The organism is Arthrobacter sp. TmtSoilC48, from assembly GCF_059739425.1.
Genome location: NZ_AP046049.1, coordinates 2,831,813 through 2,849,030, shown reverse-complemented (window position 1 = coordinate 2,849,030; position 17,218 = coordinate 2,831,813). Strand labels below are relative to the sequence as shown.

Genomic DNA, 17,218 nt, shown 5'->3' with positions numbered 1-17,218 from the left:
TTTGGCAGCATGAGACGCGTACTCACCCATTTGCTGTGCTCGCACCCGGCCACAGCCACAAGAAAGCAGGACTGTAGTGTTCAACGGCCTCAGCGCATTCCCCCTGACACCCATGAACGGTGAAAGTGTCGATCTGGACGCCGTTGCCCGGCTGGCGGCCCGCGCGGCACAGTCAGGGGCGGATTCACTCGGTGTCCTTGGCTCGACGGGGAACTACGCCTACCTCTCCCGTGAAGAACGACGCATGGTCCTTGAAGCGTCCGTTCAGGCTGCGGGGGGCGTGCCGGTTTTGGCCGGTGTGGGGGCAGTGCGTACCCGCGACGTCCTCACGCTTGCCGGCGATGCCCATGCCGCTGGCGCCTCGGCACTGCTCTTGGCCCCGGTGTCCTATCAACGCCTGTCGGAAGGGGAGGTTTTCGGGTTGTTTGAGGACCTTGCGTCGGAGTCAGACCTTCCGGTCGTCGTCTATGACAATCCCGGCACCACGGGCTTCACCTTCACGGACGAACTGCATGCCCGGATCGCACGTATCCCGGGAATAGCTTCCATCAAGATTCCGCCGCCGGCTGCCACTGACATTGAGAGCAAACTCGGCAAGCTCCGCGCAGCTTTGCCCGGGCAAACATTTGTGGGTATCAGCGGAGATTGGATTGCCGCCGAAGCACTGCTTGCTGGTTGCGATCTCTGGTACTCGGTGATTGGCGGGATCCTTCCCCGCCAGGCCCGGGAAATCGTTGATCACGCTTTGGCTGGCCGGCGCGATGATGCGATGGCAGCTTCCGCCGCGTTGGAACCCGTCTGGTCCCTGTTCCGAACCTATGGGAGCCTTCGGGTCACCGTCGCACTGGCTGAAGACCTGGGGCTCATTCCGTCGTCAGCCTTGCCGTTGCCGCTGCACGGCTTGGATACCGAAGGACGCACCAGAGTTACCGAAGCCATCCGCCAGTGTGGATTGGAGGCCTAGGTGGTTTGGAGGGCTGGCCACCTGGCTGGAAACAACGCAAATGAATGGGGTCGGGCCAAGAACGGGGGAGAGGGACATGAGCCTCATCGACGGGCGCACAACCAACCGTGCTGCCAGGGGTAAGGAGACGTCTCCGGGCGGATTGGCCCGCTATGTCGCTGCTGCCACGCTGGCCCGCAGCGCCGATGGGGGTGCGGTTGTCGCCATTGTCCTGCTGGTGACAACCAGTGGGGCGCCGGGTTGGCTGGCCGGAATCCTGGGTGCCTGCATCACGGCACCGCACCTTTTCGGTCCGTTCGTTGCCAGGACACTGGACACTGCCCGGGACGGCAGAACGGTGATCGCCTGGGCGTGCCTGATGCACGGCGTTACCCTGGCCGCTGCTGTCCTGCTGTACCCGCTGACTCCTCCAATCGTGCCGGGTCTTCTGCTCATTGCGTCCGGACTGGTCGGTCCATTATTGACGGGCGGCATTAGCAGCCGGCTCTCAGCGATCGCTGGGGGCAGCAGAATCAGTCAGCGACGCGCACATGGATGGGATGTAGCAACATATGGCATCAGCGGAACCATTGGTCCCTCTTTGGTCGCAGCTGTTTCGGGCTGGGCGAATCCGGCATTGGCGGCATTGATCCTAGCCGGACTAACGTTTGTCGCCGCTGCCCTGGTCAGGCTTTTGCCCTCTTCTCCTCAAACTTCAGTTCCCTCGGAGGTACCGCGCCCGGGTCCGACCTTGCTAATGATGCTGTCCAGCGGTCCTTTGCGTCGCACGCTCTACCTGACGGTCGTCGTCGCCTTGTCGGTCGCTTCGCTGCCTGTCACCGCAGTGGCTTCGACGACACAACTGGGGGTCGGGCCAGCCGCGGCAGGGGTCCTGACTGCCGCATATGGTCTTGGCGGGCTTCTAGGATCCGCTGGTGTCATGATCCGGCCGTTGCGAAGCGATGCGGACCACCTCATGACCTGGCTGGGAGCTGCTGTTGGCGTTGCGCTGTGTGGGGCGGTCTTCGCCGGGATCTTCCCCGTGGCAGCGGTGGTCTATTCCCTGGCCGGAGTGCTCAACTCCTGCTTTTTCGCCGCAACATTGGCCGCGCGCAGCGAATATGCACCAGCCGGGGCACGAGGTCAGGTCTTCGTGTGGATCGGAGCCTTAAAGATCACAGCGGGTTCTGCCGGCACAGCGTTGGCAGGGGCCATGGTTGTACCCATGACACACCTGCCCTTGCTTTTGGCGTCCGCCCTTATTGCGGTGGCCGTGAGCGCTTCCCTGTTTGACCGCCGTCGCGAACGGTCCCAAACAGCGGGATCGGCCCTGAGGCAGGCCAGGCCGTAAGACATAGCAGGGTTTTACTGGAGCAGAAAGCCGCTTGCCGCACTTTCCACAGCAGGGCACCTTCATCTTTTCGTGTCACCTTGACGCTCTTGGGTTCGGGGGACTGGACCAGGTCCGGCAGGTCCACACGAGCACCGAACAAGGTCCTGCCAACTATGCCCGAAGAAGCAATAGATCAATGGGATATGTTTGAACCGGCCAACTCGCCGGACACGGTAGCCGCAGCGGCATTCCTGCTTCGAAGGGCGTTGTCCCCAAACACATGTTCACAACCCCTCAGACAGGAGCGTCCGTGCCGAAGAGTCCACGTGATGAGATAGATGCGCAGATTCTGGCCGAGCTGCGGCGCAATGCCCGTATCAGCCTTGCCCAGTTGGGCGAGAAGGTGCTGCTCTCCCGAAACGCAGTGAGGCAACGGATTGAGCGACTTGAACGGGACGGGTATATCCACGGGTACACCATCAAGGAATCAGCCGGAGAAGGCTCGGCCACGGTCAATGCGGTGCTCCTGATCCAACGGCATGACAGGATGCGGGGCGGAGACGTGATTGCCGGACTCAAGGCCATTCCTGAGATCGCCACTTGTGATGTCGTCAGCGGCGAACTGGATATCGTGGTCAGGGTGGAGGCCCCCGACGCTGCACGGATCCAGGAGATCTGGAGGCAGGTCTCAGAGTTTCCTGGAGTCCGCGACATCACCACTGCCTTGTCCCTCTCCACGGTCATCGACAGGCAGTCACCCCGCTAAGGCGGCGCGAACCATACCGGGCTTAAATGGTTCCGGCGCTGCGGAACCGAGGAGGTTACGCAGCGCCGGAACAGGCACGGCCTGATTTATTGACGGTAACGCCAGGCGATCATCATGACGTGATCGCGATGACCTTGGGCTGCGTCATTTCTTCGTAGGCGAAGCGGACGCCTTCCCGGCCCATGCTGCCGTATTTCGAGCCGCCAAAAGGCATCGCATCGAGGCGGTAGTCCGAAGAATCGTTGATCATCACTCCGCCTGCGTCGATTGCCTTAGCGGTGGCCAGCGCCCGGGCCAGGTCCTTGGTGAATACCCCCGCCTGCAACGCGTATTCGCTGTCGTTGGCCAGTTCGATGGCTTCCTCGGCGGAGTCGAACGGTTCCACCAGGACCACGGGTGCGAACAGTTCCTCGCTCCATGCCTCGCAACTGCGCGGTACTTCGGTAAGGACAGCAGGTGTCAGGAGCGCGCCGTCCAACGTGCCGCCAGTGAGCAGTCGCGCACCGGCCGACACCGCTTCGTCGATCTTGCGCTTCGCTTCTGCGGCAGACGCGGCGCTGATCATGGGTCCGACGTCGGTCTGCTCCCTTCGGGGATCGCCTGTCGTGAGGGCGGCCGTTCGGGCGACAAAAGCGTGAAGGAAGGTGTCGAAGACCGGCCGCTGGACGAGGATCCGCTGGGCGCCGATGCAGTTCTGTCCAGCGGCCCAGAAGGAACCGGAAACACTGGCCTCGACGGCGGCAGGAATGTCCGCGTCGTCGAAGACGATGACGGGTGCGTTGCCGCCGAGTTCCATGGACAGGCGTTTTATACCGGCGTTGGCGGCGATGGCCCGGCCGGTGGAAAAGCCGCCCGTGAAGGAGACCATCCGAACCAGTTTGGACGAGATGATGGTTTGCGCGATGGTGCGATCGCCCAGGACAACGGTGACGAACTCCGTCGGCAGGCCTGCCTCGCGCAACAGGTCCACGAGGAGGATGGCCGTCAAAGGTGTCAGCTGGGACGGCTTGAGGATGACGGTGTTCCCTCCGGCAATCGCCGGCCCCAACTTGTGCGCCACCAGGTTCAGGGCATCGTTGTACGGGGTAATGGCAGCGATAAGACCCAACGGTTCACGGGTGAACCAGCCCTGGCGGTTTTCGGAGCCGGAGAAGGAGTCGAAGGGAACTACTTCGCCAACGTTACGGCGGGTTTCCGCTGCCGAGAGCTTCAGCGTATTCACTGCACGGGAGACCTCTTTGAGCGCCTGTGTGATGGTCTTCCCGGCCTCGGCGACGATTAGCCCGGCCACTTTCTGCGTCCGTTGCTGGAGAAGGTCTGCAGCCGTATCCAAAATCCGTCCACGTTCATGACGCGGCATAGCCGCCGCTGCCGGAGCGGAGGCTGCTGCACGGATGATCTCCACGCGCACATCTGCCTCGGTGCACTGTGGAAGGGTCGCCAGGATGGAACCGTCAAACTTGTCGTAGACCGCCAGGTCGGTGGTAGGGGCTGCGGTTGTGGCGTCGGCGATGGCTGACTCAGGCACGGACCGCTCCTTTGGCGAATTCGTTGACGGCGATGATGTCCGAGATGAGGGCGTAGGCAGTTTCCACGCGGCCGGCCCCAGGACCCGATACTGTGACGGCTCCCAGCAAATCCGTGCTGAAGGACACGGCATTGGTGGCGCCGGAAATACCAGCCAGCGGGTGTTCACCCGGAAGGGCGATGGGCTGGACGGTAGCTACGATGCCGCCGTCGTCTTGCCGCCGGGCTTCGCCAATCAGCTTCCAGCGGTAGCCGCTTGCCAGGGCCTGTGCCACGTCTTCGCTCTTGATGTCCTGAATACCGGTGGTTTCCACGTCATTGGGTTGAATGTTGGCGCCGAGCAGCTCGTTGGCCAGGATGGCGACCTTCAACCGGACGTCCGAGCCGCCGATGTCAGCAGTGGGGTCCGCTTCGGCGTATCCGCGGTCCTGGGCTTCGGCAATCGCTTCCTTCAGGCCCAGCCCGGCCTCCATCCGGCCCAGGACGTAGTTGCTGGTTCCGTTCAGAATGCCTTGAACGGAGTTCAATTCGAGGCCGCCCAGCATTTTGTGTGCTAGTCGAATGACGGGCGTGCCACTCATGACTGAACCCTCGTACTCGAAACGGACACCATTGTTTGCCGCAAGCCGGCCCAGTTCCATGCCATGCAAGGCCACCGGGCCCTTGTTGGTGGTCACCACATGCTTGCCGGACTCGATGGCCCACTTGACGTGCGAAACTGCGGGTTCGCCGTCGATCGGACTGGTGAATGTAGCCTCAACGACGATGTCGGCCGGACTGTTCTTGATGACGTCTTCATTGCGGGGATCCGGGCTGCCACCTGGCAGTCCCTCGAACGAGGACCCACGGGGCATCGCCAACACGGCGGCCAGATCGATGCCGTCTACCTGTACGAGTGAGCCGAAGGCAAGATCGGTGATGGCCACGACGCGAAGCTCGAATCCGAGTGAGGCAAATCGCCGGGGTTCATCACGGATGAGTTCGGCCAAAGCGCGATTGACGCCTCCGAAACCGATGAGGGCCAGGTTGTAGGTAGTCACGTGATCTCCTTGGTAGGGCGGTGGTGCTGTCCTATAAGCCTCGGTTCCAGCCGTGTCAGTTCCCTAGATGCGAATCGCCCGCCAAGGATGACGAAACGCCCAAAAAAGCCGCCAACCATGCCTAAACGCCCGCGGTGCTGCCCCCAGTTGGGATTGGATGGAGAATCTTCCAGAGCAATGGCCTTCTTTACCGCTCGACGGCGGCTACCGCACTGATCTCCACCAGCGCCCCGGGAACGCCCAAACGGGAGACAAACGCGGCTGTCACGAGCGGCGGCTCGTCGGCGGCGAGGTCCGATGCAATGGCGCCGTACCCTGCGGCGAGGTCGGCGCCGTCCACGAAGAGGACCGTCCACTGCACGACGTCGCGAAGGGTTGCCCCGGCAGCCGCGAGCGCGGTCTTTGCGTTCGCCAGGGCGCGGGCAGATTGCACTCCAACATCACCCTCGCCGACGAGCGAACCGCCGCTGTCGACGGAGTTCTGGCCGCCGACGTAGATGGTGGTGGCGTTTGGAGGGACGACGGCTACATGGCTGAATGCCGGGCTGGAGACAAGTCCCTCGGGCCGGATGCGCTGGATAGGTGACATGACTGTATGCTGCCATCCCCGGCCAATTGCCAAAAGGGGGTGCACCCCAATGCTCCGGTTGGCCCCGCCTCGTCAGTCGCGTATTCGCACTCAGGTGCTTGTGACTCAGGTGTTCGTCACTCAGGCGAGGGCCGCCGTCGTTGTTGTTTCGTTGCTGCCCTCTGTACTTTTGCGGCGCGGTGCCGCTGGGCGGAACCGCGTGTGGGTTTAGTTGCCCTGCGGAGAGTCCGTGGGGCAAGGCCCGCCACCACAATGCCAGCGAGCTTGGCCAGGGCGCTCTCGCGGTTGCGTAACTGCGAGCGCTGTTCGGAGGCTGTAACTGTGATGACTCCGTCGACGAGTCGCTTCTCCAGGCGACGCAGCAAGATCTCCCGCTGGCCTTCTGTTAATGCCTCAGACGTAGCTACGTTCCAGGAAAGCTCAGCCTTGCTGTCGGTCGTGTTGACGTGTTGACCGCCCGGTCCCGATGAACGCGAGAACCGCCAACCGAGTTCCGAGGCCGGAATCGTGAGGGAGGGCGAGATTTCCAGGTCCATTGAACAAGCGTTGCACGTCGGGGCGGGTCTTCCCAGCCGGGCGGTGCTTCGGCATGCGTGTCAGGGTAGGTCCGCGTGTCAGAGTAGGTCTGCGTGTCAGAGCAGGTTTGCGGCGAGAGCGGAGGCGACGAACCGGCCGTACCGCCCTGCGCTCCACCCTCGTTTCAGGACGAGGCTTTCGAACAGTTCGGGCGTGGTGCACGCGAACATGATGTCGGCGGCCTCTTCAGCGCCCAAGCCCGGACGGAGCAGGCCGCGGGCAATCAGTTGACGCGCGTTGTGCAGCATCCGGCGATGCCGGGCGTCGTCAATGTCCTTCAGGAGGCCGGCCATGTCGGCATCCCCTGTTGCGGCGGCGTCACGGATGAGCAGGCTGATCGGCGCCGCAAGGGGGCTGACTTCTGCAGTGAACCGGCCGAACTGTTCCATCAGTTCCCGTGGGTCGTCCGCCGCTACTTGTGCGAGGTCTGAGCGCTGCTCGGCTGGCGGCCCGCCCTTGCCGAGGAGGCTCTGCTCGTGGAGAGCCCGGACGAGGCCGGCCTTGCCGCCAAATTTCTTGTAGATGGACTCCGTCGATACTGCGGACGCAGCGGCAATATCGGAGATGGTGGTCGCGCCGAAGCCCTGCAGGAGGAATAGTTCGCGGGCGCGCGCGAGGATGGTGCGCCGCGACGCCTCGGCGGCTTGGCGGCGACGGCTGGCATCGTAGCTGCGTTGACCCCCGGATGTTTCACCGGGACTCTTGATTCCGGTTGCCATGACTCCTAGACTCCAATCAATACAGATAACTGTATTGAATTCAAGATACCGCACCAAGGAGTCACCATGGAAACCGTGGAGGGCCTGGAGCGCCTTCCGGAAGGGCCCGTTCGCCGGATGTTCGCTGCGTCCGGCCGCCACGACCTTGACGCCTTGGTCGCCGAATTCGCCGACGACTACGTCAACATCACCCCGATTCATCCCGAACGTAATTTCACGGGCCGCGCCCAGGTCCGTGCCAACTGGACCAGCCTATTTGCTGGTATTCCTGACCTCACACCAGCAATCGCCGACGCCGCTGAAGGCCGGGACGGAACCGTTTGGGTTGAATGGGGCGCCCGGGGCACAAGACGCGATGGGACGCCGGTGGAACTTGCCGGAGTGGCGATTTTTACTGTGCGCCAGGAGCGTATTGCCTCCGTCCATTTCTATCTCGAACCTGTGGAACATTCTTCGGGTGACATCAACGACGCCGTCCGCGCCACTGCGGGCACGGGCCTTCAGGATGGGGCCGTACTTCCGACATCGCAGGGGTCATGATCCTCGTAGTGGGCGGCACGGGCCGCCTGGGTTCGCGGCTTACGGGGGAACTGGTTCGGCGCGGTGCTTCCGTACGGGTCATGGCCAGGGGTGAATCCCAGCCCTTCCCCAGGAAGAACGTCGACGGCGTCGAGCTTGTCCGCGGGACGCTCGCCTCGGGCAAGGACTGCGGGCGGGCCGTTGCCGGATGCAGCCACGTGGTGTTCGCGGCGTCGGGCTTTGGGCTGAAAAGGGGCGGCAACCCACGCACTGTGGACCGCGACGGCGCACTTCGGGTCATCGATGCCGCGTCTCGGGCGGGCGTGGAACATGTAGTGATGATGTCGATGCATGGGGCGGCTCCCGATGCCCCTCTGGATTTCCTGCGCATGAAGTACACAGCGGAGGAGGCATTGAAGGCCTCGGGCATGGCATGGACAGTAATCCGGATGGGAGCGAACCTTGAGCAGTTCCTCGACTCAATGAGCCAGCCCCTCCACACGAAGGGCAGGGTGCTTGTCTTCGGTTCGGGACGGGCACCTGTGACATTTACGTCGACGCCGGACGCTGCTGCCGCTGTTCGGTTGGCTCTGTCCGGAGCTTCCTTGCGTGGAAGGACCGTTGAGTGGGGGTCCGAAACGCACCCCTTCAACACGCTCGCGGAAGCCATCCTCGCAGACGCTGGAATGGGCTCGATCCAGCGTATACCAGTAGCGGCGTTACGGGTGATGGCCGCAGTTGCAGGTCCGATTTCGCCGTTCATGGCCCGGATGGCCAGGGCTGCGCTGTGGATGGAATCAGGCGCTGCGGCCTTCGATCCGGCTGTGGAACGTGCCGCGTTCCCTGAAATTCCCGTGATCGGACTGCGTGAGAGTTTGGACCGGATCAGGAGCACATGAGTCGTGGTGCAAACCGGCCTTCGGGAGGACAATGCTAGGCACAACCTGAAATCCCGTGAGGAGCAGCCGTGGGCGAGCCAACTACAGAAGCGACATCAGCGCAGTTGATGGTGGATTTGATCATTTCCCTTGATGGGTATGCCTCAGCGGAGGGATGGCCCGGTTGGTGGGGACTTGAATCCCCGGAATACCTTGCCTGGCTTGAGGAAGAAGGGAAGAAGGATTTCACCACGCTGATGGGGGCCAACACCTATCGGGTGATGTCGAGCATGTCGGAACAGGCCGCGGGCGAAGACTCCGGGTTCTCCAAGGAAGAGGGAGAGGCCTTGACAGGGCTGGCGGCCCTGCCGAAGGTCGTCTTCTCGTCCACACTCCAGGAACCCCTGGCATGGCCGAATTCCGAGCTGGTAAGCGGGGATGCTGTGGAAGCTGTCAAAGAGCTGAAGCGGACCCGGACCGGCACCCTGACCACACTGGGAAGCCTCAGCCTTTGCCGCTCTTTGTTGAGTGCCGGACTTGTGGACCGATACAGGATCGTCGTTTTTCCGGTGATCACTGGCCGCACTGGCAGGGAACGGATCTATGACGGCTATCCTGATGTTTCGCTTCAAATGGTGAACAGCAGGACCTTCGATGGTCAGCTGCAGTTGCTGGAGTACATACCCACGCTGATCAGCGGTCCGCCTGTCCGGCAGCCGTGAAAAGAGGCTCCAGCGAATCCGAATAGCTGGACATTATTTCGGCAAACGTGAGCAGCTGGAATCCTTCAGCGGGGCAGAGGAGTGGTTCGCTGGTGGTTCCATTGGCGGTGAGCGTCGCGATTCCCCATGGATGCGATGGTTCGCCGACCGAGATGCCGGCTGCGTCGAAGGTGTCCCGGAGCACGTAACGCGTGACGGTCCGCCACGACTGCAGGAAGGGTGGCCGCAACTGCTCAACGAGTTCTTCATCGTTGGCCTGGTAGGCCGTCCACAGATTCACGGACAGTTCGTCCCACTCCTTGGCGTCACGGACCATGAGGTGGGCCGCCCGGAGCCGGGCAATCGTTTCGTTCAACGTCATGGTCAGTCCCCAAACTTCCTGTCGTTATGTGTACGGCGGAAACGGCCGTTGTAGAGATGGCCGTTGTAGACATAACGGGCCGTTGTTCCGCATGATTCCCGGCCGCCGCGCGATGAAGGCCGGCGCTCACGCTGGGCCGGAAGTCTCTTGCAAACCTGCTTTGATTTTCCGCCACCCGCCTGCGCGATTGTTGGCGGCGATCTGTCGCAGCATAGCGATGAGGGGTGCGGTAGGTACATCGTCGTTGATGTAAAAGCTGATCATTCGGCCGGTCTTGTTATCGTGCCCTGCTGTGATGATCCCGGCAGGGTCAGGAACGATAGCGCCATCATAGAGAAAGAGGTTCACGTGGTTCCTGGCCGCGAGCAATGCACAGACGTTTCCATCCAGGACAAAGTAGGGCTGAACCCGTCTTTTGATTGTCTCCACGATGTCCGGTTCGGCCTCGTGGATCACGTCACGCAGTTCCTCACAAAGTGTTTGTTGCCAGTCCGGGAGGGCGTCTATGTAACTATCGACTCCGGGATGGTGCGAGTAGTTCCCCATCACGTTATTAGGGCACTACGCCCCACAGCTTGTCCAGACTGGGTCTTGTCCAGACCGCGGGCGGGGCGATGGGTAGGCTTGCTCACATGGTCGACGTCGAGCGGTTCCGGGTTCTGCTGGAGGAGGAGCGGGGCCGGAAGCTTGCCCTGCTGAAGGCGCTGCGCAGTGACATCACATCGGTCAGCCTCGCCCGCCAGGACTCGAACGTCGACGACGAGCATGATCCTGAAGGCACCACCATCGCCTTCGAGCTCTCACAGGCCTCCGCGCTGCTTGACCAGAGCCGTGTGGGCCTTGAGCAGATTGAGGCCGCTTTGCAGCGGATTTCCGATGGAACTTACGGCATATGTACGGTTTGTGGTGTCGCCATTCCGGAGGGCCGGCTCGAAGCGAGGCCGTGGACGCCCTATTGCGTCAATCACGCCTCAGGCAAACATTAGAACCCGGACAAACAGGAAACCCAGGCAAACAGGAAAACCCGACGGGTAGAGACCAGCCAGGCACGCTTCACGCCATGTCAGGGCTGATGGGCACGAACTCGATGCCCTGCTGGACCTTCTTTTTTGGTCCGCGGTCGAAGCCCTTGGCGTCCAGGTTGTTTCCCGCCCGGAACGCGGCCAGGGCATCGTCGAAGATCTCGTTGAGCCGCTTGCCCGGGAAAACCTTCCGGGTGCCGTCGGCAAACGTGACGGACACAGAGGCGCTGGCGGGAAAATGCCTGCTCATCCGGATGAAGCCTTGGGAGTCCTGCCTTAGGGAAATCATTGCTTGTCCACGCTTTCAGTATCTGGTTTCACCACATTTTGCGTTTAAACACGTTCATGGAGTGAGTCCCACTGTGTCATGCCGACGGACTTGCCGCCTCATTCACCTTCCCCTGACCGGAAGATTGCCCATAAAGCCCTCGCTGCCGGCTCAAGGTGACTGAACGGCTTCGGTGTTGGCACGGTCTGCGGATGCCCCCTGCCTGCGGCTCGCCAGCAGGAACGGCACCGAAATGAGCTCAATAATGCCCGCGATGGCCAGCGACGCCGGGTAGCCGTAAAGGTCAGCGCCACGGCCAAGGAGTGGCTGTATCACCACACCGCCGCTGGATCCCATGAGCGAATCGAAGCTCAGCACTGTGGCGCGCTGCTTCGAGGGGATCATGTCATTGACGTACGCCTGCCGGACCGGAGTTGCCGCAGAGCCGACCACAGCCCACAGTGCCAGCAGCACCAGTGCCACCCAAAAGACACGGGTGAAACCGAGGACCAGCAAGATCACGAATCCCACCAGACCGGCCAGGATCATCACCGAGGTCCGTTTATGGAACAAGCGCCGGGCATGCGGCGCAAGCCAACCGCCCAGGATTTGCGAGCCAGCCACAATTGCAGCGGCGAGGCCCGCAATGGAATAGGCATGGGGGTCGCCAAACAGGTCCAGGAGGTATGGCTGCAGGGCGTAGAAAACATAGATCCCGACGCCGGCACTAAAGGGAGCGGCCAGCATGACGTACCGGACCGGCGGGTTTTTCAGACCGTTCTCGATCGAGGCCGAGAGCACTGCGCGGGTGGCGCGAAGTGGGTGGGTGGACCGCTCAGGTGAGAACCCGACGTCGTGCATTAGCCCAAACGCCACGGCGAACATGGCAACCAGAACGAAAACCCGTAAGAGGAACGGCACACCAAGGTTGGTGGCTTGAGCGATCACCCCACCTGCCACCGAACCCAGCAGCATAGCCACACCCTGCACCATCTGGCCGCGGCCCAGAACGGTTTCAAGACCGCCTTCGTAGCCTGAGAAGCGCAAGGCGTCCACAAGCCAGGCCTCCACAGCTCCGGAGAAGAACGTGAACCCGAGGCCAAGGAGCACCGAGACAACGGCCCACATCCAAAACGGTGCGGAGATCTGCCACAGCACAAAGTACAAGTATGTAGAGGCCGCCAACGTGATCGTGCCAAGCAGGAAAGAAGTACGGCGACCCCAGCCGTCCGCGATGACGCCGGTAGGTACCTCGAAAAGGACCATCCCCGCTGTGAAGAAAGCGTTGGCAGCGAAGGCCTCGAGGTTGCTCAAGCCTGCATCAAGCAGGAAAAGCGTGTTGATACCCCAGATGAAGGAAGCTGCCACCGTGTTGCCCAGCGTCAGCGTGAGATAGACACGTTGAATCTTTCTGGCGGCGTCGTTCAGGGTGTCGCCGCCAGCGCTGGCAGGTGTGACCACACGCTCATTCTCGTCCGCTTGCCCGGCCTCCGCCAGATCCCGGGGAAGGTTTCGCTGCCGGGAGCCTGGGCCGGCCCCCGGCAGCTGCATCCATCCCTACGCCTGGTGGCTGACCAGATCGGCGTCCGTTGTGTTCGACTTTTCCCGCTCCCCGGAATGCACGGTGGCAAAGAACACACCGAGTTCCTCCGTCGCGGTCAGGGGGAGTACGTTGGCGACGTATTGGTCCGGGCGGACGACTACCACCACGCCGTCGCGGCTGAGCCCGCGCAGCTCAAAGATGTCTGCTGCCGGGTCCGTGCCGAAGACCTTCTCGAGGTAGGTGAGCTTGAATGGTCCAACGGTGGGTTTGAACGCTGCGGGGACGGCGTTGATGTCTACGTTGGTGTGGTCCTGCTGGTAGATCACCTTCACATCGAACCAGGCGTCGCGGTCAGCGTCCGACGGCGTGGCCGCCAGCGGCGAGTCCGGCGAGTTCGCGATCCACTCGGCGAAGTCCGCGACAGGGCCCGGGGCGCCGGCCTGCGCGGCATCGGCGAAGATGTAGATGCGCCAGCGGCCGTCTGCCTTGGCGTGGTGGCCCAGGTGCATCGGGTTCGTGTCGCAGACCCGCAGGACCGGGGCCGACTTGAAGCGCTTGCCGATGGGGAAGCCCGTGGCGAGTTCCTGGTGCGTGGGCTCGGCAACAAGCATGGACGGAGCGTACTGGGTCATGAAACCGGCAGGGAACTCGGCCGTGCTTGTGTAGAAGTTTTCAAGCTCCGTGGGGTCTTCGAACTCTTCGGGTTTCTTGGCCATCAAGGTGGACCACTGCTTGTCGAAGTCGATCAGGTTCTTGGCCACCACCTGACGCTCAGCGGAGTACGTGTCCAGGAGGCTCTCAGGGCTTCGGCCTTCCAGGACATGCCCGAGTTTCCAGCCGATGTTGAAGCCGTCCTGCATGGAAACGTTCATTCCCTGGCCGGCCTTTGCGCTGTGCGTGTGGCAGGCATCGCCGGTGATGAACACCCTCGGCGTCCGCGTCCCGCGTTCCTCCGGCAGGACGTCGTCGAACCTATCCGTGAGCCGGTGCCCCACCTCATAAACACTGTGCCAGGCGACGTTGCGGACATCCAGCGTGTAGGGGTGCAGGATGTCGTTGGCCTTCTGGATGATCTGCTCGATGGTCGTCTTCCGCACAGCGCCGTGATCCTCAGGCTTAACCTCGCCAAGGTCCACATACATGCGGAACAAGTGCCCGCCCTCGCGGGGGATCAGCAGGATGCTGCCGCCCGCGCCGGACTGGATAGCGCATTTGGTGCGGATATCCGGGAAGTCGGTGACGGCCAGAACGTCCATGACACCCCAGGCATGGTTGGCCTGGTCACCTGCGAGATGGCACCCGATGGACTCGCGGACCTTGCTGCGGGCACCATCGGCACCAACGACGTACTTGGCCCGGATAGTGCGCTCCTGGCCTTCGTCCGGCCCCGCGGTGTGCCCAAGGGTGACGGTGACCGGGTAGTCACCGACACCAGTGACCTGGAGACTGCGGAACTCGTAGCCGTAGTCAGGCTTCATGCGGGTGGGGGAGTTGGCCATGAACTCCGCGAAGTAGTCCAGCACGCGGGCCTGGTTCACGATCAGGTGCGGGAATTCGCTGATGCCGGTGGGGTCATCCACTGTGCGGGCCGCGCGGACGATGCGCGAGTGGTCGGCGGGGTCCGGCTTCCAGAACGCCATTTCGGTGATGCGGTAGGCCTCAGCCGTGATGCGTTCGGCGAACCCGAACGCTTGGAAGGTCTCCACGCTGCGGGCCTGGATGCCGTCGGCTTGGCCGATGGCCAGACGACCGGGGCGCCGCTCGATGATACGCGTCGTGATATCCGGGAACTGAGCCAGTTGCGCGGCCGCCAGCATCCCTGCAGGGCCTGTACCGACGATGAGAACGTCGACTTCATCGGGAAGCTCGGCCGGGCGGTTGATTCCGACGCCGGCGGCTGGCTCGACCCGAGGGTCACCGGATACGTAACCGTGGTGGTGGAACTGCACGGGCTTTCCTCACTTCTTTGTGGGTTGAATTCTTATGGTGTTCTATAGTTGAACACCTTGTTCTATTATCGCTCACCCAATCGTAATGCGGCTCACAGTGAGGATCAAGTCTTTATGTAGCCGGCCGACGAGGCTTAGCGCAGGTTCACGGTGAATCCGGCCAGGACGTGTCAGGATCAGATATGCCTCGACTCATGCTCCTGGACACTGCTTCCTTGTACTTCCGCGCCTTTTACGGTGTTCCGGACTCCATCCGCCGTTCCGACGGCACACCCGTCAACGCCGTCCGCGGCCTGATGGACATGATTGCCCGCCTCACCACGGACTATGAAGCGACCCACGTGGTCGCCTGCTGGGACAATGACTGGCGCCCGAAATGGCGTGTTGAGCTCATCCCCAGCTACAAGGCCCACAGGGTGGCCGAAATCGTGCCGGTGGGCCCCGACGTCGAAATCGTCCCCGATCCTCTCGAAGCGCAGATCCCGCTGATCCGCCACGTGCTGGACCTTGCGGGTATTGCTGTGGTGGGCATCGATGACCATGAAGCCGACGATGTCGTAGGAACATACGCCAGCCAGGCGCAGCTGCCCACCGATGTGGTCACGGGTGATCGGGACCTTTTCCAACTCGTCGACGATGATCGGGACGTCCGCGTCATTTACACCGCTCGTGGCATGAAGAACCTGGAAGTGGTCACCGACGTCGTCGTCGTTGGCAAGTACCGCGTGCTGCCGCAACAATACGCGGACTACGCCACACTGCGCGGCGATTCATCCGATGGCCTGCCGGGCGTTGCCGGTATCGGCGAGAAAACGGCCGCGTCCCTGCTCGCGGAATACGGCTCCCTTGAGGGCCTCCTGGAGGCAGCAGAGGATCCCGACGGCGGACTCTCGAGTTCCGTACGCGCCAAGCTTTCCGCAGCGGCCGGATACCTTGAAGTAGCTCCCGCCGTCGTCAATGTGGTTCGCGACCTGAAGGTGCCCTCACTTGAGGAGGCAGGCGCCCAACTGCGTCCCGTGACCGGCGAGGCACGCGCTGAGCTTGAGCGCTTGGCCAACGAGTGGAACCTGGGTGGTTCAGTCAAACGATTGCTTGCGGCCTTGGACACCCAACCACACCTTCACAGCTGATTGACAGCTTCAGAACAGCGTGGGCTTGGGTGATCGCCTCACTGTAGTAACAGGACGATGTTTACAGATCGTCTGGAAGTTACCAGCCGTTCGGACGGCTCAGCACCGTTAAATTGACGGCGGATTGAGGAGAGGCACCATGTCAAAGACCAAGAGAATCACGCTGGGCATCACAGCCGGAGCGTTGGCGCTGGGCGCAGGGCTGGGTGTCACCAGTGTTGCTTCAGCCACCACGACGCCGACGCCTACACCGAGCGCAACGTCGTCAGCCGATGCCACAACGCCCGGGCAGGGCCACGGAAGGCCCGGAGGCCACGGTCGTGACCGCGGCCAGCTCGCAGCGGACCTTGCCGCCAAGTTGGGAGTGGACGAAGCCAAGGTCACCGACGCACTAAAGGCCTTCAGAGAAGCGAATAAGCCCACCACGCCACCAACCCAAGGCACCGAAGGAACGAAGCCGGACCGGGCGGCGCAGGAAGCAGCCTTGGCCAAGTCCCTGGCCGCAGCCCTGGGCATTGACGAATCCAAGGTCACTACCGCCTTGGAAGAAATTCGTGCTGCCGCCCAGCAGGAGCGAGCCGCTGCCCTCAAGACCCGGTTGGACAAGGCCGTGGCGGACGGCAAGCTCACACAGGCTGAAGCGGATGCCGTGACCAAAGCTGTTGAAGCTGGAGTCATCGGAGGCGGCGGCCACTAAGGCGCTGCCCCCGGGCAGGAGTAACCACCCCGCGATGCTCGGAAGCAATAAGGATCCCCTGGACAGCTCCAGGGGATCCTTATCGTTGAGGCCACACAGCTTCTGGAAGAACCGGGAAAATTCTTTTGAGAGGTTGTCGATTTTGCCTCGCACTGTTCGACCCATGGATGAGAAGGTCGAAGGGCGACCTTCCACAACACAGGAGATTGAGTGCAATGGCCAAGTACATGCTGATCATGCGGGCAACCGACGAATCGTTCGCCAAGTTCGAGAACATTGACTTCAACGAAATCCTCGAAGCCATGGGCAAGTTCAATGATGAACTGATTCGCGCCGGGGTGCTCCTGGCTGCAGAAGGACTGGACGATGCAAAGGAAAGCGTCGTGGTCGACTTCACCGGCGACACTCCGGTGGTCACTGATGGTCCGTACGGTGAAACCAAGGAACTGTTTGCCGGTTACTACATCCTCGATGTTGCGTCCAAGCAGGAAGCCGTCGAGTGGGCCAAGCGTGCGCCGATGACCGCGGGCACCAAGACGGAGATCCGACGGGTAACCAGCATCGACGAATTCCCCCAGGACAACGAATGGATCCAAAAGGAGCGGGCTTGGCGCGAACAGACCGGACAGCTCTAGA

General features: G+C 62.2%; 20 protein-coding genes. 10 read left to right on the top strand and 10 right to left on the bottom strand.

Features of this window, described 5'->3' with window-relative positions:
• The first annotated feature begins 76 nt into the window (after positions 1 to 76).
• The 3 genes from AC6I97_RS13385 (at position 77) to AC6I97_RS13375 (ending at position 3,042) form a co-directional block, all read left to right on the top strand.
• Positions 77 to 964: a dihydrodipicolinate synthase family protein gene (locus AC6I97_RS13385; protein WP_497945108.1), complete on the top strand. Its 888-nt coding sequence runs from the start codon at positions 77 to 79 to the stop codon at positions 962 to 964.
• 76 nt (positions 965 to 1,040) lie between these two features.
• Entirely contained in the window at positions 1,041 to 2,294 is a 1,254-nt protein-coding gene (locus tag AC6I97_RS13380) for an MFS transporter (protein ID WP_497945107.1), read from the top strand.
• Between the two features lie 292 nt (positions 2,295 to 2,586).
• Positions 2,587 to 3,042 (top strand): Lrp/AsnC family transcriptional regulator, encoded by a 456-nt coding sequence (locus AC6I97_RS13375; RefSeq protein ID WP_224090134.1) that lies wholly within the window; start codon positions 2,587 to 2,589, stop codon positions 3,040 to 3,042.
• 112 nt (positions 3,043 to 3,154) lie between these two features.
• On the opposite strand, the gene AC6I97_RS13370 is transcribed toward AC6I97_RS13375, so the two are convergent.
• The 5 genes from AC6I97_RS13370 to AC6I97_RS13350 all read right to left on the bottom strand — a co-directional run bounded on the left by AC6I97_RS13370 (position 3,155) and on the right by AC6I97_RS13350 (position 7,493).
• Positions 3,155 to 4,570, bottom strand: a complete 1,416-nt coding sequence (locus AC6I97_RS13370; RefSeq protein WP_497945106.1) for an aldehyde dehydrogenase family protein — start codon at positions 4,568 to 4,570, stop codon at positions 3,155 to 3,157.
• Positions 4,563 to 5,609, bottom strand: a complete 1,047-nt coding sequence (locus AC6I97_RS13365; RefSeq protein WP_497945105.1) for a homoserine dehydrogenase — start codon at positions 5,607 to 5,609, stop codon at positions 4,563 to 4,565. Before AC6I97_RS13365 ends, AC6I97_RS13370 begins: the two co-directional genes overlap by 8 nt.
• A gap of 187 nt (positions 5,610 to 5,796) precedes the next feature.
• Complete coding sequence (locus tag AC6I97_RS13360) at positions 5,797 to 6,198, bottom strand: RidA family protein (RefSeq protein ID WP_224090137.1); 402 nt, start codon at positions 6,196 to 6,198, stop codon at positions 5,797 to 5,799.
• A gap of 116 nt (positions 6,199 to 6,314) precedes the next feature.
• Entirely contained in the window at positions 6,315 to 6,734 is a 420-nt protein-coding gene (gene arfB, locus AC6I97_RS13355; RefSeq protein ID WP_497945104.1) for an alternative ribosome rescue aminoacyl-tRNA hydrolase ArfB, read from the bottom strand.
• A 96-nt stretch (positions 6,735 to 6,830) separates the two neighbouring features.
• Entirely contained in the window at positions 6,831 to 7,493 is a 663-nt protein-coding gene (locus AC6I97_RS13350; protein WP_497945103.1) for a TetR/AcrR family transcriptional regulator, read from the bottom strand.
• A gap of 66 nt (positions 7,494 to 7,559) precedes the next feature.
• Between AC6I97_RS13350 and AC6I97_RS13345 the strand changes: the two genes are divergently transcribed.
• The 3 genes from AC6I97_RS13345 to AC6I97_RS13335 all read left to right on the top strand — a co-directional run bounded on the left by AC6I97_RS13345 (position 7,560) and on the right by AC6I97_RS13335 (position 9,612).
• Positions 7,560 to 8,033 carry a nuclear transport factor 2 family protein gene (locus tag AC6I97_RS13345; protein ID WP_497945102.1) on the top strand — a complete coding sequence of 158 codons (474 nt, stop codon included), beginning with the start codon at positions 7,560 to 7,562 and terminating at the stop codon, positions 8,031 to 8,033.
• A complete protein-coding gene (locus tag AC6I97_RS13340) occupies positions 8,030 to 8,911 on the top strand; it encodes an NAD(P)H-binding protein (RefSeq protein WP_497945101.1) in 882 nt (293 codons plus the stop codon). Before AC6I97_RS13345 ends, AC6I97_RS13340 begins: the two co-directional genes overlap by 4 nt.
• A 107-nt stretch (positions 8,912 to 9,018) precedes the next feature.
• Positions 9,019 to 9,612 (top strand): dihydrofolate reductase family protein, encoded by a 594-nt coding sequence (locus tag AC6I97_RS13335; protein ID WP_224091001.1) that lies wholly within the window; start codon positions 9,019 to 9,021, stop codon positions 9,610 to 9,612.
• Here the strand turns inward: AC6I97_RS13335 and AC6I97_RS13330 are convergent.
• Positions 9,584 to 9,973: a hypothetical protein gene (locus AC6I97_RS13330; RefSeq protein ID WP_497945100.1), complete on the bottom strand. Its 390-nt coding sequence runs from the start codon at positions 9,971 to 9,973 to the stop codon at positions 9,584 to 9,586. The two genes, AC6I97_RS13335 and AC6I97_RS13330, sit on opposite strands and share 29 nt — an antisense overlap.
• 126 nt (positions 9,974 to 10,099) lie before the next feature.
• The gene (locus AC6I97_RS13325) at positions 10,100 to 10,519 is read right to left on the bottom strand and encodes a DUF1801 domain-containing protein (protein ID WP_497945099.1); all 420 of its coding nucleotides are present in this window, start codon (positions 10,517 to 10,519) and stop codon (positions 10,100 to 10,102) included.
• Between the two features lie 86 nt (positions 10,520 to 10,605).
• On the opposite strand from AC6I97_RS13325, the gene AC6I97_RS13320 reads away from it, so the two are divergent.
• Positions 10,606 to 10,959: a TraR/DksA family transcriptional regulator gene (locus AC6I97_RS13320; protein WP_497945098.1), complete on the top strand. Its 354-nt coding sequence runs from the start codon at positions 10,606 to 10,608 to the stop codon at positions 10,957 to 10,959.
• 67 nt (positions 10,960 to 11,026) lie between these two features.
• Here the strand turns inward: AC6I97_RS13320 and AC6I97_RS13315 are convergent, their stop codons facing one another.
• From AC6I97_RS13315 to AC6I97_RS13305, 3 genes are all read right to left on the bottom strand, one after another.
• Positions 11,027 to 11,245 (bottom strand): hypothetical protein, encoded by a 219-nt coding sequence (locus AC6I97_RS13315; protein WP_497945097.1) that lies wholly within the window; start codon positions 11,243 to 11,245, stop codon positions 11,027 to 11,029.
• Between the two features lie 189 nt (positions 11,246 to 11,434).
• Complete coding sequence (locus AC6I97_RS13310) at positions 11,435 to 12,691, bottom strand: MFS transporter (protein WP_497947104.1); 1,257 nt, start codon at positions 12,689 to 12,691, stop codon at positions 11,435 to 11,437.
• Between the two features lie 129 nt (positions 12,692 to 12,820).
• The gene (locus tag AC6I97_RS13305) at positions 12,821 to 14,755 is read right to left on the bottom strand and encodes an FAD-binding monooxygenase (RefSeq protein WP_497945096.1); all 1,935 of its coding nucleotides are present in this window, start codon (positions 14,753 to 14,755) and stop codon (positions 12,821 to 12,823) included.
• A gap of 194 nt (positions 14,756 to 14,949) precedes the next feature.
• Here AC6I97_RS13305 and AC6I97_RS13300 point away from each other — a divergent pair, with 194 nt between their 5' ends.
• From AC6I97_RS13300 to AC6I97_RS13290, 3 genes are all read left to right on the top strand, one after another.
• A complete protein-coding gene (locus AC6I97_RS13300) occupies positions 14,950 to 15,885 on the top strand; it encodes a 5'-3' exonuclease (protein WP_497947102.1) in 936 nt (311 codons plus the stop codon).
• A gap of 139 nt (positions 15,886 to 16,024) precedes the next feature.
• Positions 16,025 to 16,582 carry a hypothetical protein gene (locus tag AC6I97_RS13295; RefSeq protein ID WP_497945095.1) on the top strand — a complete coding sequence of 186 codons (558 nt, stop codon included), beginning with the start codon at positions 16,025 to 16,027 and terminating at the stop codon, positions 16,580 to 16,582.
• Positions 16,583 to 16,797: 215 nt separating this feature from the next.
• Entirely contained in the window at positions 16,798 to 17,217 is a 420-nt protein-coding gene (locus AC6I97_RS13290; RefSeq protein ID WP_224090154.1) for a YciI family protein, read from the top strand.
• The last annotated feature ends 1 nt before the right edge of the window (position 17,218 follow it).

Coding starts and splice junctions, on each gene's coding strand:
- AC6I97_RS13380 (WP_497945107.1), top strand. CDS start 1,041: ATGAGCCTCATCGACGGGCGCACAACCAACCGTGCTGCCAGGGGTAAG.
- AC6I97_RS13325 (WP_497945099.1), bottom strand. CDS start 10,519: ATGGGGAACTACTCGCACCATCCCGGAGTCGATAGTTACATAGACGCC.
- AC6I97_RS13350 (WP_497945103.1), bottom strand. CDS start 7,493: ATGGCAACCGGAATCAAGAGTCCCGGTGAAACATCCGGGGGTCAACGC.
- AC6I97_RS13330 (WP_497945100.1), bottom strand. CDS start 9,973: ATGACGTTGAACGAAACGATTGCCCGGCTCCGGGCGGCCCACCTCATG.
- AC6I97_RS13315 (WP_497945097.1), bottom strand. CDS start 11,245: ATGAGCAGGCATTTTCCCGCCAGCGCCTCTGTGTCCGTCACGTTTGCC.
- AC6I97_RS13320 (WP_497945098.1), top strand. CDS start 10,606: ATGGTCGACGTCGAGCGGTTCCGGGTTCTGCTGGAGGAGGAGCGGGGC.
- AC6I97_RS13300 (WP_497947102.1), top strand. CDS start 14,950: ATGCTCCTGGACACTGCTTCCTTGTACTTCCGCGCCTTTTACGGTGTT.
- arfB (WP_497945104.1), bottom strand. CDS start 6,734: ATGGACCTGGAAATCTCGCCCTCCCTCACGATTCCGGCCTCGGAACTC.
- AC6I97_RS13340 (WP_497945101.1), top strand. CDS start 8,030: ATGATCCTCGTAGTGGGCGGCACGGGCCGCCTGGGTTCGCGGCTTACG.
- AC6I97_RS13360 (WP_224090137.1), bottom strand. CDS start 6,198: ATGTCACCTATCCAGCGCATCCGGCCCGAGGGACTTGTCTCCAGCCCG.
- AC6I97_RS13335 (WP_224091001.1), top strand. CDS start 9,019: ATGGTGGATTTGATCATTTCCCTTGATGGGTATGCCTCAGCGGAGGGA.
- AC6I97_RS13295 (WP_497945095.1), top strand. CDS start 16,025: ATGTCAAAGACCAAGAGAATCACGCTGGGCATCACAGCCGGAGCGTTG.
- AC6I97_RS13345 (WP_497945102.1), top strand. CDS start 7,560: ATGGAAACCGTGGAGGGCCTGGAGCGCCTTCCGGAAGGGCCCGTTCGC.
- AC6I97_RS13290 (WP_224090154.1), top strand. CDS start 16,798: ATGGCCAAGTACATGCTGATCATGCGGGCAACCGACGAATCGTTCGCC.